At 34.6% G+C, this 13,510-nt stretch carries 17 protein-coding genes; 7 read left to right on the top strand and 10 right to left on the bottom strand.

Annotated features, from left to right (window positions below):
• The 3 genes from C4E06_RS15590 to C4E06_RS15580 form a co-directional block, all read right to left on the bottom strand.
• Positions 1-503: MAE_28990/MAE_18760 family HEPN-like nuclease (locus tag C4E06_RS15590; protein WP_107668912.1), on the bottom strand; the 503-nt coding region annotated here is incomplete at its 3' end.
• A gap of 5 nt (positions 504-508) precedes the next feature.
• Complete coding sequence (locus C4E06_RS15585) at positions 509-1,642, bottom strand: DUF262 domain-containing protein (RefSeq protein ID WP_107668911.1); 1,134 nt, start codon at positions 1,640-1,642, stop codon at positions 509-511.
• Positions 1,643-1,660: 18 nt separating this feature from the next.
• Entirely contained in the window at positions 1,661-1,906 is a 246-nt protein-coding gene (locus C4E06_RS15580; protein ID WP_107668910.1) for a hypothetical protein, read from the bottom strand.
• 198 nt (positions 1,907-2,104) lie between these two features.
• Here C4E06_RS15580 and C4E06_RS15575 point away from each other — a divergent pair, with 198 nt between their 5' ends.
• From C4E06_RS15575 to C4E06_RS15555, 5 genes are all read left to right on the top strand, one after another.
• Entirely contained in the window at positions 2,105-2,296 is a 192-nt protein-coding gene (locus tag C4E06_RS15575; RefSeq protein ID WP_370051344.1) for a hypothetical protein, read from the top strand.
• A 280-nt stretch (positions 2,297-2,576) separates the two neighbouring features.
• Complete coding sequence (locus C4E06_RS15570; protein ID WP_107668908.1) at positions 2,577-2,975, top strand: hypothetical protein; 399 nt, start codon at positions 2,577-2,579, stop codon at positions 2,973-2,975.
• A gap of 21 nt (positions 2,976-2,996) precedes the next feature.
• A complete protein-coding gene (locus tag C4E06_RS15565) occupies positions 2,997-3,224 on the top strand; it encodes a hypothetical protein (RefSeq protein ID WP_107668907.1) in 228 nt (75 codons plus the stop codon).
• Positions 3,225-3,418: 194 nt separating this feature from the next.
• A complete protein-coding gene (locus tag C4E06_RS15560; protein ID WP_107668906.1) occupies positions 3,419-3,784 on the top strand; it encodes a type II toxin-antitoxin system RelE/ParE family toxin in 366 nt (121 codons plus the stop codon).
• Between the two features lie 108 nt (positions 3,785-3,892).
• The gene (locus C4E06_RS15555) at positions 3,893-4,237 is read left to right on the top strand and encodes a helix-turn-helix domain-containing protein (RefSeq protein WP_107668905.1); all 345 of its coding nucleotides are present in this window, start codon (positions 3,893-3,895) and stop codon (positions 4,235-4,237) included.
• Between the two features lie 116 nt (positions 4,238-4,353).
• Here C4E06_RS15555 and C4E06_RS15545 read toward each other — a convergent pair whose 3' ends face one another.
• The 4 genes from C4E06_RS15545 to C4E06_RS15530 all read right to left on the bottom strand — a co-directional run bounded on the left by C4E06_RS15545 (position 4,354) and on the right by C4E06_RS15530 (position 8,131).
• Entirely contained in the window at positions 4,354-4,653 is a 300-nt protein-coding gene (locus C4E06_RS15545; RefSeq protein WP_107668904.1) for a type II toxin-antitoxin system RelE/ParE family toxin, read from the bottom strand.
• A 6-nt stretch (positions 4,654-4,659) separates the two neighbouring features.
• The gene (locus C4E06_RS15540) at positions 4,660-4,917 is read right to left on the bottom strand and encodes a type II toxin-antitoxin system ParD family antitoxin (RefSeq protein WP_107668903.1); all 258 of its coding nucleotides are present in this window, start codon (positions 4,915-4,917) and stop codon (positions 4,660-4,662) included.
• Positions 4,918-5,184: 267 nt separating this feature from the next.
• Positions 5,185-6,156 (bottom strand): quinolinate synthase NadA, encoded by a 972-nt coding sequence (gene nadA, locus C4E06_RS15535; RefSeq protein ID WP_107668902.1) that lies wholly within the window; start codon positions 6,154-6,156, stop codon positions 5,185-5,187.
• Between the two features lie 367 nt (positions 6,157-6,523).
• The gene (locus C4E06_RS15530; RefSeq protein ID WP_107668901.1) at positions 6,524-8,131 is read right to left on the bottom strand and encodes a radical SAM protein; all 1,608 of its coding nucleotides are present in this window, start codon (positions 8,129-8,131) and stop codon (positions 6,524-6,526) included.
• 480 nt (positions 8,132-8,611) lie between these two features.
• Here C4E06_RS15530 and C4E06_RS15525 point away from each other — a divergent pair, with 480 nt between their 5' ends.
• Positions 8,612-8,806, top strand: a complete 195-nt coding sequence (locus tag C4E06_RS15525; RefSeq protein WP_107668900.1) for a DUF2949 domain-containing protein — start codon at positions 8,612-8,614, stop codon at positions 8,804-8,806.
• A gap of 329 nt (positions 8,807-9,135) precedes the next feature.
• Positions 9,136-10,338 carry an argininosuccinate synthase gene (locus C4E06_RS15520; protein ID WP_107668899.1) on the top strand — a complete coding sequence of 401 codons (1,203 nt, stop codon included), beginning with the start codon at positions 9,136-9,138 and terminating at the stop codon, positions 10,336-10,338.
• A gap of 90 nt (positions 10,339-10,428) precedes the next feature.
• Here C4E06_RS15520 and C4E06_RS15515 read toward each other — a convergent pair whose 3' ends face one another.
• The 3 genes from C4E06_RS15515 to C4E06_RS15505 form a co-directional block, all read right to left on the bottom strand.
• Complete coding sequence (locus tag C4E06_RS15515; RefSeq protein WP_107668898.1) at positions 10,429-11,427, bottom strand: hypothetical protein; 999 nt, start codon at positions 11,425-11,427, stop codon at positions 10,429-10,431.
• A gap of 299 nt (positions 11,428-11,726) precedes the next feature.
• Positions 11,727-12,176 carry a DUF29 domain-containing protein gene (locus C4E06_RS15510; RefSeq protein ID WP_107668897.1) on the bottom strand — a complete coding sequence of 150 codons (450 nt, stop codon included), beginning with the start codon at positions 12,174-12,176 and terminating at the stop codon, positions 11,727-11,729.
• A 149-nt stretch (positions 12,177-12,325) separates the two neighbouring features.
• On the bottom strand, positions 12,326-13,294 hold the full coding sequence (locus C4E06_RS15505; protein ID WP_107668896.1) for a hypothetical protein: 969 nt from the start codon (positions 13,292-13,294) through the stop codon (positions 12,326-12,328).
• Positions 13,295-13,510 lie beyond the last annotated feature (216 nt).

The following is a 13,510-nucleotide window of genomic DNA, read 5'->3' as shown; positions in this document are numbered from 1 at the left end:
TTTCTATTTTTTTTAATGGATAATAAGTCAATTCCATCTCTTGTTTCAGAATCAGTGATTGTTGAAAATCCATAAATTATTGCAATTTCTTTAATTTTTTTAGCATCTACATTTCCTGAAAATACATCATTAGGATCAAAACTTACATTAATAATATGTTGACTTAGAATACTAATTTCTGTGGTAAGTTGATCTATATTACGTTTTCTGATATTTTTCCAGATCGATTTTTTAAATTCTATTTTAAGATTATCAAAAGATATATTTTTAGTCTGTATTTCATCAAAAATTAACTCAATAGCATTTCTCATCGTCGATTCTACCAAATTATATAACAATAAATAACCTGTTGCTTTTAATGTTTTTTCTAATTCAGTATTGATTTTAGAGATATTGCCATCTTTGATTAACTTAACTTTTTGTTGTTCTAAGTCTTTAAGAAAAGTAAAATAATCACTAACCTCTTTAGCTCGTTCGTTAAAATCTTCTAAGACTCTTTCCACTAGATTTACCCTAAAAGCTGATCTCGAACATATTTAATACGTTTAATAACTTTCTTTTTAGAACTACTTCCATCCCCTTTAGTATATTCCTTAAATTCTTTAGATTCTAATAGTTGTAAAGACTTAGGTTGAGGTTGTAAATTAGGTTGCTGTCGCAACGCTAAAGCAATACCAACCGAAAGAGATTCAAATTTGATTCTAGTAATTGGTTTTGTAGTTGTTTTAGTTTGCTGACGAAACCCATTAGGAAAATAGTTTTGAACAAAGTTGATCATTCTATAAAATTCATTTTTTCTATTTTCGATGATCTCATTATCAGTCTTGTTCATACCTTCCAAATAATTATCAAGGAACTCAGTTAATTTTTGAGCATTGAAGTCTTTATATTCATCATCATAATTATCAAGAAAAGCAAAAAATCGTAATACATATTCTTGAGGATCTTTTGACTTAATTGATGTTGTTGAAAAAGCGCAGAGTTCTAGGAATTCTTGATTTTTGGCTAATTCATCAATCAAATTTAGAAAAGGACCTCTGCGAATTCCTCTCCTTTTCTCCATTGCATTTAATTGCACACTACCTGTATTAATTCTTTCAAATAAATCTCTACGAGTTTCTTCATTCGTATTTTCTGTTAATTGAACAATCCTTATTGATGTTCTTTTAAAACGTCTTTGTCGTGCAAGGGGTAAATCAGAAAATTTGAAACCTTCTAGTTTTTTTAGTTTTTCTAAATCCTGCAACACTAATTTATCGTGCATAAATCTAGCTAAAGTACGAATTCTTTGAGTACCATCTATAATTTCCCAACGAGCTAAATCTTCATTTAAACTATTATCATCTGTTAATTCTTCAGGAACATCTGCTACATATATATAAGAAATAGGAAGACCCAATAAAATAGACTCAATTAATTTAGATTGTCGTTTTTCATCCCAGATCATTTCTCTTTGATAGTCTGGAATAAATAACTCATTAATATCGTCATCTTGTCCTTCTAAAAATTTATCAACTATTACTTCAATTGGATATTCAATAGTATTATAATCAACAACTTGCCTGTTATCACGGATTTCTTTTTCCGCTTCTTCTTTCCCTTGCTTAGTTATTTTATTGGATGTCGGGGTTTTGATACTCATAATTAATAACTAATATTGTTATTTTTCTTTATATTCACAACTTACATTGTAAATATCTAGTCCAACTTTTGCCCAATCAGACCAAATAGCCTCAGCATCTGAGTTTAAATGAACTTGCTTAGGAACACGAACACGATAACGATAATCTAAACGACTATTATACCTCCCTCCTATATCTAGAACTGAGGCCATACCGTCAAGAAAACCCCGTCTAGGGACAGATGTGTGTTTTAAGGAGGTGTTATGAAAGTATTTGGTTAACATGACATCCTCTTTTGCATCAATACGAAAAAAAGTAATACACAAGAATTATAGTTTACTTTATATTTATTATAGCATTTTGTTACACAAGACCAGTTTTCTTAATAAAATTCTTTTGATATAATTTGCTGAATAGAGTGATAAAAGATAGATTTTACGAGTTTATATGGAACAATCAAACGATTGAGGAATATAATTATGATGACTCCAATGGAATTAAACGAAAAGGGTTTTAAAGCATTAGTTGATGCACTGGGATATGCTGATGCTATTCGCTTCTTAAAACTATATTATCATGGTCAAGGAGATTATACTAAAGAGCGTCACCAATGGTTAGATAAAATGAGTCTTGATGATATTTTTGCTGATATTAAAGACAGAGAATCTAAATAGTTAATTATATTAAATAAGGTGCATTACACTTCGTTAATACACCTTACAAAAATAGGCGATTGCTCTGTTGAAAAAATATAATTATCTTGTAGAGGTGTTTAATAAAGCACTTCTATTTTTTTATCTAAAATTTATGCAAAATAGTGACTAATGTTAGATAATTTGTCAATGATTTAAAACACAAAAGTGTTGTGATTAATATCACTAATTTAATAATCTTGTAAATAATATAATTGAGGGTGTGTTTTTTCTCAGTAAATTTTAGGAATTTTAAACAAGTATGAAAAAGAAAAAACTTAAAGACAAAGCACAAGGAACAGTATTCGTCGCTGGTGGTACGGCTGCCGGTGCTGGTTTATCTGCAACTGTAGGCGGTATGGGTTTAGTTGGTGGTTTTGGTGGAGTGGCGATCGGTGCTGCTCCTGTTACTGCTGCCGGTGCAGTGGTTGGTGCTGCTGCTTATGGAGCCAAAAAAGCCATTGACAATAAAGACGTATCTGCTTTAGGTGCAGTTGCTGCGGGTGCTGTAAGCGGTGCTGGAGTCTCAAGTGTTATCGGCGGAATGGGATTAGCTGTTACAGGAACAGCAGTTGGTGTAGGAATGGCTCCTGTTGCAGCAGCAGGAGCAGTTGCCGGACTTGCTGGCTATGGATTAAAGAAACTTTTTGACAAAAAATAGTATTTTTAAGGAGACAAAATCATGGATGACGCTAAAGCTTTAGGTGCAATTGCATCAACCGCAGCATCAGCAGCCGGTGCAGGTTCAATTACAGTGGCAACAATTACCACTCCTGCTTCTGGTATTTTAGGAGCAATAGGACTAACAACCACCACAACTGTTGCACTTCCCGTAGCAGGTGTCGTTGCTGTAGCTGGTTTAGTCGGTTACGGTGTTTATAAAGGAGTAAAAGCGGCTAAAAACAGCTAATTAACCTAATTTTTATTATATTTTTTTATTGGAGATGTAAAATTCTCCAATCTTTTTTATTAAGATTATTGGAATAGAGTAATATCAATAGTCATTTGAACGGTAAACCCCACTCCATAAAAAGAAATAACAAACTATTATAGAAGTATATTAAAAAAAATTATAAATTATAAATTATAATATTAAAACTAAAAATGAATAAAAATATAAAACCTGTAGAATGGTTGGGGACTTCTCTTGACAACTTAAAAAAGTTTCCTCAAGAAGTACAGTCCGATATGGGATACGCTTTGTATCTAGCACAAACAGGGATGTTACATAGTTCTTGTAAACCATTAAAAGGATTTAAAGGTGCAGGAGTTATTGAAATTGTAGAAAATTGTGATGGCAATGCCTACCGAGCAGTTTATACTGTTAAACTAGAAGGGGTCATTTATGTTTTACACGCTTTTCAGAAAAAATCTAAACAGGGAATTACTACTCCTAAACAAGAAATGGATTTAGTCAAAAGAAGACTGAAACAAGCTCAACAACATTATCAAACTTATTATGCTAAATAAATCCCTGATTTAATTTTTTTATCAACTATTAAGGATAGGTTAAATATTAAATATTGGTTAAATAGTAATTTATTCCTATCCACTTTATCTAAATCAGAAGGAGAAATCATGAATCAAGACATTAACTTTCACCCTAGTAGTGGCAATATTTTTGAAGACTTAGGCTTTGAAAATGCTGATGAAATGTTAGCTAAAGCTGAATTAACTAGACAAATCAATTTAATTATTCAGCAAAAAAAATTAACCCATGAAGATGTGGCTAAATTATTAACCATAGAACTCTCTCAAGCAATAGAATTAGAAAAGGGAAAATTATTAAAATTTTCTACTGATGATTTAATTCGATTTTTGAAAGCTTTAGGTAAAGATGTAGAGATTATTGTTAAAAATACCTCATCTGTCTCAGGAAAACTTACCGTTACTGATACAGAATCTAACGTTATGGTAAGTTGATAATGAAACACAATGAAGAGTCACAAAATCCATCGTTAGACTATTTTTTATCCCTGAAATATCCTATTTCAATTTATCCTTAGCATAGGAAATAAACAATTTATATTTTACAAACTTTAATCAGAATTCTCAAAAATAGAAGACAAATTACGATGACCACTAATTACTCTAAGAATCTCAATATCTTCTCCTAAAATACGATAAAAAATAATATAATTTTTGAAGGATAAACCTCTTAAACCGTTCCGAATATAAGCATAGCTTTTTCCACTTTTAGGAAATAAGACCAATTGTTGACATTTCTTATTAAAATCTTGAAAAAATTTTTCTCCTGCTTCAACATTATAATCAGCAAAATAATCAGCTATTTGATTAAGATCCTGAGTAGCTAAGATATTGATAACATAACGACTCATTGGATATTACCTTTGAATATTTTGGAAACGATCTATAATTTGATTAATAAAGGTTTCTCCATCAACAGGAGGACTTTTTTCTGATTCAAGAATAGCATCATCTATTTTTTGTCTGATATCTTTTATCCACTCTGCGTCAGTTTGTTCGTATTCATCCAGTAATCGTAAAGCAACTTCAATCACCTCTTCTGGAGAATGATATTTTCCTGTTTGAACTTGACGTTTAATTATATTTTCTTGTTGTTGGGTAAGAGAGATGTTCATTGGTAAGGTATGTATTTATAGCATTATTCTATTTTAGCTCAGAACAGATAGAGATAAACCAATTAGAATAATTAGTGTAAGGTTAGCCACAAAATAGGATTAAATACAGAACAAATTGCAGAATCATTAGAGTTCAATATTCAAGCAATAAGGCTAAAATATTTTTAAATAATAACATTAGTATTATCTTATCTAACTAATTACGAAGAACCCTTCACCGGTAACGATTCACTAATAACGGGTCACCGGTGAGTGATAACTGACTCCTTACTTTGACATTTCTAACATTCGTTGAATAGGTTTTAACGCAGCTTTTCGGATAGATTCATCCATGATAATTTCTGGTTGTTTATGCTTCATGGCCAAATACAACTTTTCTAAGGTATTTAACCGCATATAAGGACATTCATTACAAGCACAATTATTCATCGCTGGGGCTGGAATAAATGTCTTATTCGGGGCTTCTTTTTCCATTTGGTGAATAATCCCAGGTTCCGTTGCCACAATAAAACTATCTTGAGGACTTTGCTGAGAATACTTTAATAAAGCTGTCGTTGAACCGATATAATTAGCATGGCGTAACACCGGTTCTTCACACTCAGGATGGGCAATAATTTCTGCTGAAGGATGTTCAATTTTTAGCTGAACAATTTTCTTTTCTGAAAAGGTTTCATGAACAATACAGCTACCTTGCCACAAAATTAAATCTCTCTGTGTTTGTTGGGCAACATAACGCCCTAAATTGCGATCGGGTCCAAAAATAATTGGACGATCTTTCGGCAGTTGATTAACGATATTGACCGCGTTAGAACTGGTGCAAATAACATCACTCATGGCCTTAATATCTGCGGTGCAATTAATGTAAGATACCACAATCGCGTCAGGATATTGTCTCTTAAATTCGGCAAATTCTTGTGGGGGGCAACTATCGGCTAAAGAACACCCGGCCTCTAAATCAGGCAACAACACTAATTTATCCGGATTGAGAATTTTAGCGGTTTCTGCCATAAAATGAACCCCCGCAAACACGATGACCTCTTTGTCTGTGGTGGCTGCTTGCTGAGAAAGTCCTAGAGAATCGCCGATGTAATCAGCAATGTCCTGTATATCAGGCTCTTGGTAATAATGAGCCAAAATAACCGCTTTTAATTCTTTCTTAAGCTCATTAATAGCAGAAAATAAGTCTTTAGGTAGTGAATTCGAGGCTTGGGATGGGATGGGTTTCGCAGTAGTGAACACAGTGGTGAGCAACTCCTCCAATCAATAATTATAGTTGATCTTACCAAAACTATTATAACAAATAATCCATCGTATCATCTTATGTTTAACAATAATGATGAGTATTGTTAAGACGATCGCTTTAACTCACATCTTGCACCTTCGATAATTCCCCACACCCCCCACACCCCCCACACCCCCCTTTATAAGGGGGGCAGGGGGGGTTAGGGGCAGGGGGGGTAGGGGCGTGGAGAACAGGGAACAGAATTCATTTTGACAGTAACTGCTTAAGAATTGATTTTCTGTCTTTTTTGCTGAGTTTTTCTGTACTGGTTCAAGATGTCAGTTAACGCCTCTGGTTTAAAGAGGTTACCCAACCATTTAAATATTAATGAGTCACGGACATTGCTGTGTCTAAATGCTTCTTTAAAGTGGCTGGAGGTAACGGTCCATTGAGATGATCCCAAGGTAATATATCCTCGGTTTTCCAGTCATGATGAACATAATAATCTAGAGGGGGTAATTGTCCTTTTAATTCTTTAAAAGCTCGTTTATAACTCCCTAATGAGTCTCCATAGGATCGGGTTAATTGTAATAATTTGCTAAGACGGCGATCGCCGCGTGACATTAAGGCTTGTATGACAGACCAATTATAACTTTCTGGACGAAATTCTATTCCTTTTTTACCCAATTGTTTCTCTAAATATTTGAGTCTTTTTTTCGCTATTTTATTAACACCGAACCATTGAAATGGGGTATGAGATTTAGGAACAAAAGTGCTACAGCCGAAGGTTAATCTTAATCCTGGTGCCGCTTTTTTAATGGATTCTAACATCCTAATAGTTTGGTCAATATCCTCTTCATTTTCTTCTGGTATTCCTACCATTCCATACAATTTTAAATTTTTCAACCCTCCAGCTTTGGCATTCATGGCTGCTTGAATAATTTCTTCATTTTCTAGTTTTTTGTTAATAATCTTTCTAATTTTTTCTGAACCACTTTCAACAGCAATAGTAACCGATTTTGTCTGGCGATCGCTTAATATTTTTGCTAATTTTTCTGTTAAGGTATTGGTTCTTACCGAAGCAATGCTCACTCTAACATCTTCATATTTTGGTTGATAAAGATAGTCTAACAACTCATTAAATTCAGGGTGTTGAGTCACAGAAGCACCTAATAAACCGATTCGATTTGTAACTTGTAAACCCTGTTCAATTGCGGGTATTAAAGAACCTTCTAAACTAGCTGTCCGAAAGGGTAAAGTTAAATAACTAGCTAAACAAAACCGACACATTTCTGGACAACTTCTCACCACTTCTACCATATAGATATTTTCCCATGCCGCTTTTTCTGTTACTACGGTAGACGCAGATAAAATATTACCTTTATAGGTTTGTTTTTCTACCGTAGATGGAATATTATTATCAATAGGTTTAATGGATTTTATTTTACCATCGGGACTATGATATTTAACTTCATATAAACTAGGAACATAAATACCTGGAATGGTGGCTAAATATTTTAATTTTGTCGCTCTATCTTCATATCTTACCGTTTTATAAGCATTGACAAAATCATTAATTAAATTTTCTCCATCTCCTAATAAAATGATGTCAAAAAAATCAGCAAACGGTTCAGGGTTAGCGGTTAAAACAGGACCGCCTCCAAAGACTAAAGGATGATTATTATTCCGTTTATTTCCCTGAAAAGGAATTTTTAAACTTTCTAAAAGATTAAGTATATTAACATAATCTAATTCCCAAGAAAAAGAAAAGCCTAACAATTCTGGATTTTTTGGTAATGATTCTTGAATATCCGTAAATAAGCGACTCACATTAACATCAGAACGAGTCGCAAAGGTTGCCCAAATAATTTGATAGCCTAAGCTAGTAATTCCCACAGTATAGTCATTAGGAAAGGCAAAGATTAGAGGAATAGCATTATTATCAGGAGAAACGGCGTTAAATAATAATTTTTCTTGATTAAAATCAGTCATTAGTTATTAGTTATCTCTTTAATTATAAGTATTTTATCAAATATAAAAATAACACACAATTAATTGATCCATCCGATAGGGGTTTAACATTGTTAAACCCATAAACAGGATTATTTGGGTATGGATTAGGCATAATGGCATTATCAGAAAATAATGGTGGGCATAATACTATTATGCCCCTAGGCTGAATATTTACGACTTCAATTGATCTATTGCTTCTTTGTTACTTAGTATCCTGTGATTTTAATTGATATTTTTTTCTCGGCAAGATAATGTGACAGTTACTTAAGTGTCTCCATAATAACAGTTTTCAATAACTGATGACTGATGACTGAATAATTAGGGACACGAAAAAAATTGTCACCAACTTGACATATTCTTGACACACCATTGACACAATGATGCTATTCAATGTAATCGTGGTTTTTTCTCAAAAGCCAGTTTATCTGTTTCAAAAACTCTTTTAAACCTGCTTTAATTATGAACCCCACTGCAACTAGACTTCTTGATTTTCTGCAACGAGACTTAGAGATTCCCCCTGAGTCTCTTAACCTTGCTCTCAAAGACGAACAAGCCATGCCACACCATTTCCCAATGATTCTCTGGCAATATGGCTTAGTCAATAAAGAGCAGTTAGAATCGGTCTTTGATTGGTTAGACGAACACCTTTTGTGAAGTACCCCAACTAATTGCTAAGGCAATCTAGTTGAGGCTTCCTACCCTCAAGAACGACTGCTCTTGATACATGGTATTTCAACCATCTGGTTAGGCGTAGATTTGGACACTTCCTGCCCTATATATCCGTCAGAAAACTGTAGGCAATTATGACAGGCATAAATAACTAACCAATACTTCATTATCACTACTTTTGGCTAAACTGTTGTCAATTTTAAGAAAGTATTTATGATCCCTAAATTGTTCTGTATTCTTGACCCATACTAATGACTTAATCAAGTTAACTCAAGTAAAATAAACCTTGAGATGTATGCTAGAGATAAAATTATATGGGTCGTGCTAAAAAAGTCGTGCTTGCTTATTCTGGTGGGGTAGATACCTCCGTTTGTATTCCCTATCTCAAGCATGAGTGGGGAGTGGACGAAGTGATCACCTTAGCTGCGGACTTGGGCCAGGGAGATGAACTGGGCCCCATTCAAGCCAAAGCCTTAAAATCTGGGGCTGTGGAGTCCTTAGTTGAAGATGCTACCAGGGAATTTGTCACCGACTATGCCTTCAAAGCTATCAAAGCTAATGCCCTTTATGAGAGTCGTTATCCCCTCTCAACGGCGTTAGCCCGTCCTCTCATTGCCAAACTATTAGTAGAGGCTGCCGAAAAATACGGGGCTGATGCAGTAGCCCACGGTTGTACCGCCAAAGGGAACGATCAGGTCCGTTTTGATTTAGGAATCTTAGCCTTAAATCCTACCTTAAAAGTGTTAGCCCCGGCCAGGGAATGGAAGATGAGTCGGGAACAAACCATTGCCTACGGTGAAAAATTTGGGTTAGACTTTCCTGTTAAGAAGTCTTCTCCTTTCAGTATCGATCGCAACCTTCTAGGGCGCAGTATTGAAGCCGGTCCCTTAGAAGATCCCATGACCGAACCCCCGGAAGAAATCTATCTCATGACCAAGGCGATCGCCGATACCCCCGATACCCCTGAATATGTGGAAATCGGTTTTGAGAAGGGTATTCCTGTTAGTCTCAATGGTCAAACCTTAGATCCGGTTGCCCTCATTAGTCAACTCAATGATCTGGTGGGTAAACATGGTGTGGGTCGACTTGATATGATTGAAAACAGGGTCGTTGGTATCAAATCACGGGAAATCTATGAAGCCCCTGCGTTATTAGTTCTCATTGATGCCCACCGCGACTTAGAAAGTTTAACCCTGACTGCTGATGTTACTCAGTACAAGAAAGGCATTGAAGACACCTATAGTCATTTGATCTATCGAGGGTTATGGTATTCTCCCTTGAAAGAGTCCCTAGATGCTTTCATCGATCATACTCAAGAACGAGTCAACGGAACCGTTCGCATTAAACTGTTTAAAGGCAATGCCAACATTGTCGGTCGTCAGTCTGATTATTCCATCTATAGCCCCAATTTAGCTACCTATGGGGAAGATGATCACTTTGATCATAAAGCCGCCGAAGGCTTTATCTATATTTGGGGACTGCCTACGAGAGTTTGGGCAGAAAAAACCAAAGGTTAAGGGTTTAGTTCTTAAGCCGATAGCCATTGAATAGCTTGATTGGACTGAAGTATCTTACCCTTAACCAAGGGAACTGTAAATTAGGGTACTTCAGTTTTTACTTTTTAAGGAGGTAAGACCCATTAAAGCTAATGCAATCAAACCACTAATTAAAGAAGGTTCAGGAATCGATTCAGCAGGGGACTCTTCAGGAGGCATATCTCCATCACCATTATGTCCATGTCCACCATTATGATGATCTTCAAAGTCGGAAATATCTTCAAAGGTTAAATGTTCTCCAATGGCATCAGGAGCAACATCAGGATGGGTATTGGCAAATAAACCCGTCTCATTGTGTCTTCCTAACCACATATGAATCATATAAAATCCAGGAACCATTAAACTATTGAAGAAAGGATAATCTAAGTTGTCGAGATCCGTTTCAAACGGTGCTGCCACAATGCTTGGATCGGCTAGAGCCTGAGCAACACTACTCACAAAATTCTCATCGAATAAAGATTGAGTAAATTCAACGTCATTAGGATCTAATGTGCCGAGATTGTAAAAAGTGGTATTTTCGTGAGAATGCCAGTTAGCTTTGTGTCCAAAAGCATCAAAAATGGTTGGTGTTGGTAATTGATAGTTCGCTTTGAGTGCTTGGTAATCATCTACTAACTCATCGGAATTAGGAGATGAAGCCACATTTTGCACAAACTCTCCATATTTTTCTAGAGAATATTTGCTTTGGGTCCAAAAAAGGCCGGCGACTTGATTATTTTCATCAATGTTAAATCCTACTATTTGATTAGGCTCGGCCGGTGAACCAATAGCCGAAGGTAAAAACCAATGTTCCCCATGGCCTTGTAAGGGAAAAAGAAAAGGAATCGCACCCGCATCGATTACCGCTTGTTTTCCATTTTCTCCTAAAAAAGGTTGAGCAATATTGAAGACTTCTTCGACTAAATCTTGTTGTTCTTCAGAAAAATCGTAATCGCTATAACTGGTGTAAAATTCGTCAATATTGTTAATATAAGCAGCTTTAACTTCACAGGAAGTGATTAGACTTAATCCAGTAGCTAATATGGCACAAGAAGCAATTTTGTAAACCATGAAATTATCTAACCCTCACAATATATTTATATCAACTTAGCAAAAGACAAACAAAATCCTTTTGAAAATTGTCTATTGTTAGCATTGTGTAACATAAATATAAGCTTTTTAATGAACTATTGCCTATGTTCTATTACTTATTGCATAGCACTTTAGTAAGACCAACTTCGATAAAACCTATTAACCAACGTATAAGATACCATACTAACTATTTTTAGGTTTTAAAACTTTGTAGTATTCAGAGAAGTAATGTTAATGTTCATACACTTATTTTATGTAAATGTAGCAAGGCATCACATTTACTCGAAAAATTGATCATCAAGAATAGAGATTAAGGAATAAGGACATTGTTGAGGAAAAGTATCTAAAGATAATCTAGTTTCTGCTTTAGCTTGTTTAATGGCTTCTTGGTAACTTTCATCAAGAATTTTGTTAAGATAGGGTTTTAAACTGGGGGATTCTTTTAAAGCTTTTTTGATACGTCGGCGATGTTCTAAAATACTTCTTTCCCAACTTCCTGTTCTTTTTTCGGGTTGATATTTCCATTTTAGTAGGTGGAGTAAAAGGACAATTAAATTACTTTCTAAAGCTCTCCTTTCACGTCTTCCCATATCTTCAATTTCTTCTAATAAATTCTCCCAATCTACGTCTTGATAGTTCTCTTGTCGCAAGTTTTCTAGATTGTTTTCTATCCATCGCAAGTAATCCGTTTCGTATAAGTTTGAAGTATTTATTTTTGTTGTCTCCATAATTTTAATCTAATTACAGTTTTTTAGGAGAATTAAACCATAATAATTATAGCATTTGACTCGCATTAAGATGTTGATATATCAATAATCTTAGAGATGTTAGGTTGGGTTTCCTTTCGTTAACCCAACCGACAAGATCAGCGATCACACTAATTCTCTCCATTGAGTTCTAACAAAGAAGAGTTTATTAAATAATTCATTTTTCTTGCTTGTTTTGAATAAGCCTGATGTGTGCCAATTATCTGTCCAGTTGACGTTAATAGATAATTAAATTCCCATTCACCCTGCTTATTTAGAAGATATTGAATTTTTTCTGCTCCTAGATTTTGATATATATCCATGTTCTTAGAAATAGCTTGCTTCAATTTGTCTATGGAAATCGCTGACATCACTGTATTAGAATCAGCCGAAGTAACGATAAATTCAATCAAAGGATTATCGGAAACAATAAAGACATAAGTAATGGGTCTATTTTTTGGATGTGCATACTTAATTCCTGAAGCAACCAGAGCCTTTACCAAAGCATAAAATTTAGGTACATCATCCATAATTGAATCGATTATCTTATCACCCGCTTTATCTATAACCTTGTGAGAAATCAAAAAAATACCTATAGTTTGTATAACATTGATAATGAATTCTGGTTCTGGAATCGCAGACCTTCTACTAAAAAGCTTATCAGTAAAATCTACGCCTGAACTATTCTTTATGTCATTAATAAAATTTTTAGCAGATTCTAATGATTCAAAGTTAGCTAAGTCATATGATAGGGTAAAATGAGATTCTGAATTCTTGTAGGGATTGGCAAATGGGTAACGATCTGTTTCACTTTCTTTCCTTAGTAGTTGCATTCCATTTACTAAAGTCACTTGACTGGTCTCTTCAAATATTTCTTGCATTACTACAAGTTGGTATTGTCCATCAATTCTATTTTCAACCCATGCTTCTAATATTTTTCCCAATGGCGGAATAGTTCGATCATGTTCAACACCAAGTAAGGGTCTGTGACCGTCGTTTATGCTTTTAGCTGCTTTTTCCAAAGACTCACGACTTAACACTGTTGTGATTCCAGATTGAGTAACAGGGTGAGTGGTAGCTATAACAGCAAATTGTTTCATTGTTTTAGTCCATTCCTTTATATAGCAACTTCAAGTAACTCTACTTTCATTAAAATTTCAGGAATTTTTTTACCTCTTTTCATTAAAATCTCTAAATGAAAAATTAAAGTACGATCATTACAAACCATCTACTCCTGGTAAGTTAAGTGTTTCATAGTACACTCTTGCAAAAGTTTTATCTCCCTCACTCAGTTTGATGAACTTTTCACTGTAAGA

The organism is Cyanothece sp. BG0011, from assembly GCF_003013815.1.
In the GTDB taxonomy this organism is placed as follows: Bacteria; Cyanobacteriota; Cyanobacteriia; order Cyanobacteriales; family Microcystaceae; genus Crocosphaera.
Note: the sequence above shows the minus strand (reverse complement) of the source record. Positions and strands in the feature narration are given on the sequence as shown.

Excerpts from the sequence above, each read along its gene's own strand:
- C4E06_RS15585 (WP_107668911.1), bottom strand. The coding sequence starts at position 1,642 with ATGAGTATCAAAACCCCGACATCCAATAAAATAACTAAGCAAGGGAAA.
- C4E06_RS15580 (WP_107668910.1), bottom strand. The coding sequence starts at position 1,906 with ATGTTAACCAAATACTTTCATAACACCTCCTTAAAACACACATCTGTC.
- C4E06_RS15575 (WP_370051344.1), top strand. The coding sequence starts at position 2,105 with ATGACTCCAATGGAATTAAACGAAAAGGGTTTTAAAGCATTAGTTGAT.
- C4E06_RS15570 (WP_107668908.1), top strand. The coding sequence starts at position 2,577 with ATGAAAAAGAAAAAACTTAAAGACAAAGCACAAGGAACAGTATTCGTC.
- C4E06_RS15565 (WP_107668907.1), top strand. The coding sequence starts at position 2,997 with ATGGATGACGCTAAAGCTTTAGGTGCAATTGCATCAACCGCAGCATCA.
- C4E06_RS15560 (WP_107668906.1), top strand. The coding sequence starts at position 3,419 with ATGAATAAAAATATAAAACCTGTAGAATGGTTGGGGACTTCTCTTGAC.
- C4E06_RS15555 (WP_107668905.1), top strand. The coding sequence starts at position 3,893 with ATGAATCAAGACATTAACTTTCACCCTAGTAGTGGCAATATTTTTGAA.
- C4E06_RS15545 (WP_107668904.1), bottom strand. The coding sequence starts at position 4,653 with ATGAGTCGTTATGTTATCAATATCTTAGCTACTCAGGATCTTAATCAA.
- C4E06_RS15540 (WP_107668903.1), bottom strand. The coding sequence starts at position 4,917 with ATGAACATCTCTCTTACCCAACAACAAGAAAATATAATTAAACGTCAA.
- C4E06_RS15530 (WP_107668901.1), bottom strand. The coding sequence starts at position 8,131 with ATGACTGATTTTAATCAAGAAAAATTATTATTTAACGCCGTTTCTCCT.
- C4E06_RS15525 (WP_107668900.1), top strand. The coding sequence starts at position 8,612 with ATGAACCCCACTGCAACTAGACTTCTTGATTTTCTGCAACGAGACTTA.
- C4E06_RS15520 (WP_107668899.1), top strand. The coding sequence starts at position 9,136 with ATGGGTCGTGCTAAAAAAGTCGTGCTTGCTTATTCTGGTGGGGTAGAT.
- C4E06_RS15515 (WP_107668898.1), bottom strand. The coding sequence starts at position 11,427 with ATGGTTTACAAAATTGCTTCTTGTGCCATATTAGCTACTGGATTAAGT.
- C4E06_RS15510 (WP_107668897.1), bottom strand. The coding sequence starts at position 12,176 with ATGGAGACAACAAAAATAAATACTTCAAACTTATACGAAACGGATTAC.
- C4E06_RS15505 (WP_107668896.1), bottom strand. The coding sequence starts at position 13,294 with ATGAAACAATTTGCTGTTATAGCTACCACTCACCCTGTTACTCAATCT.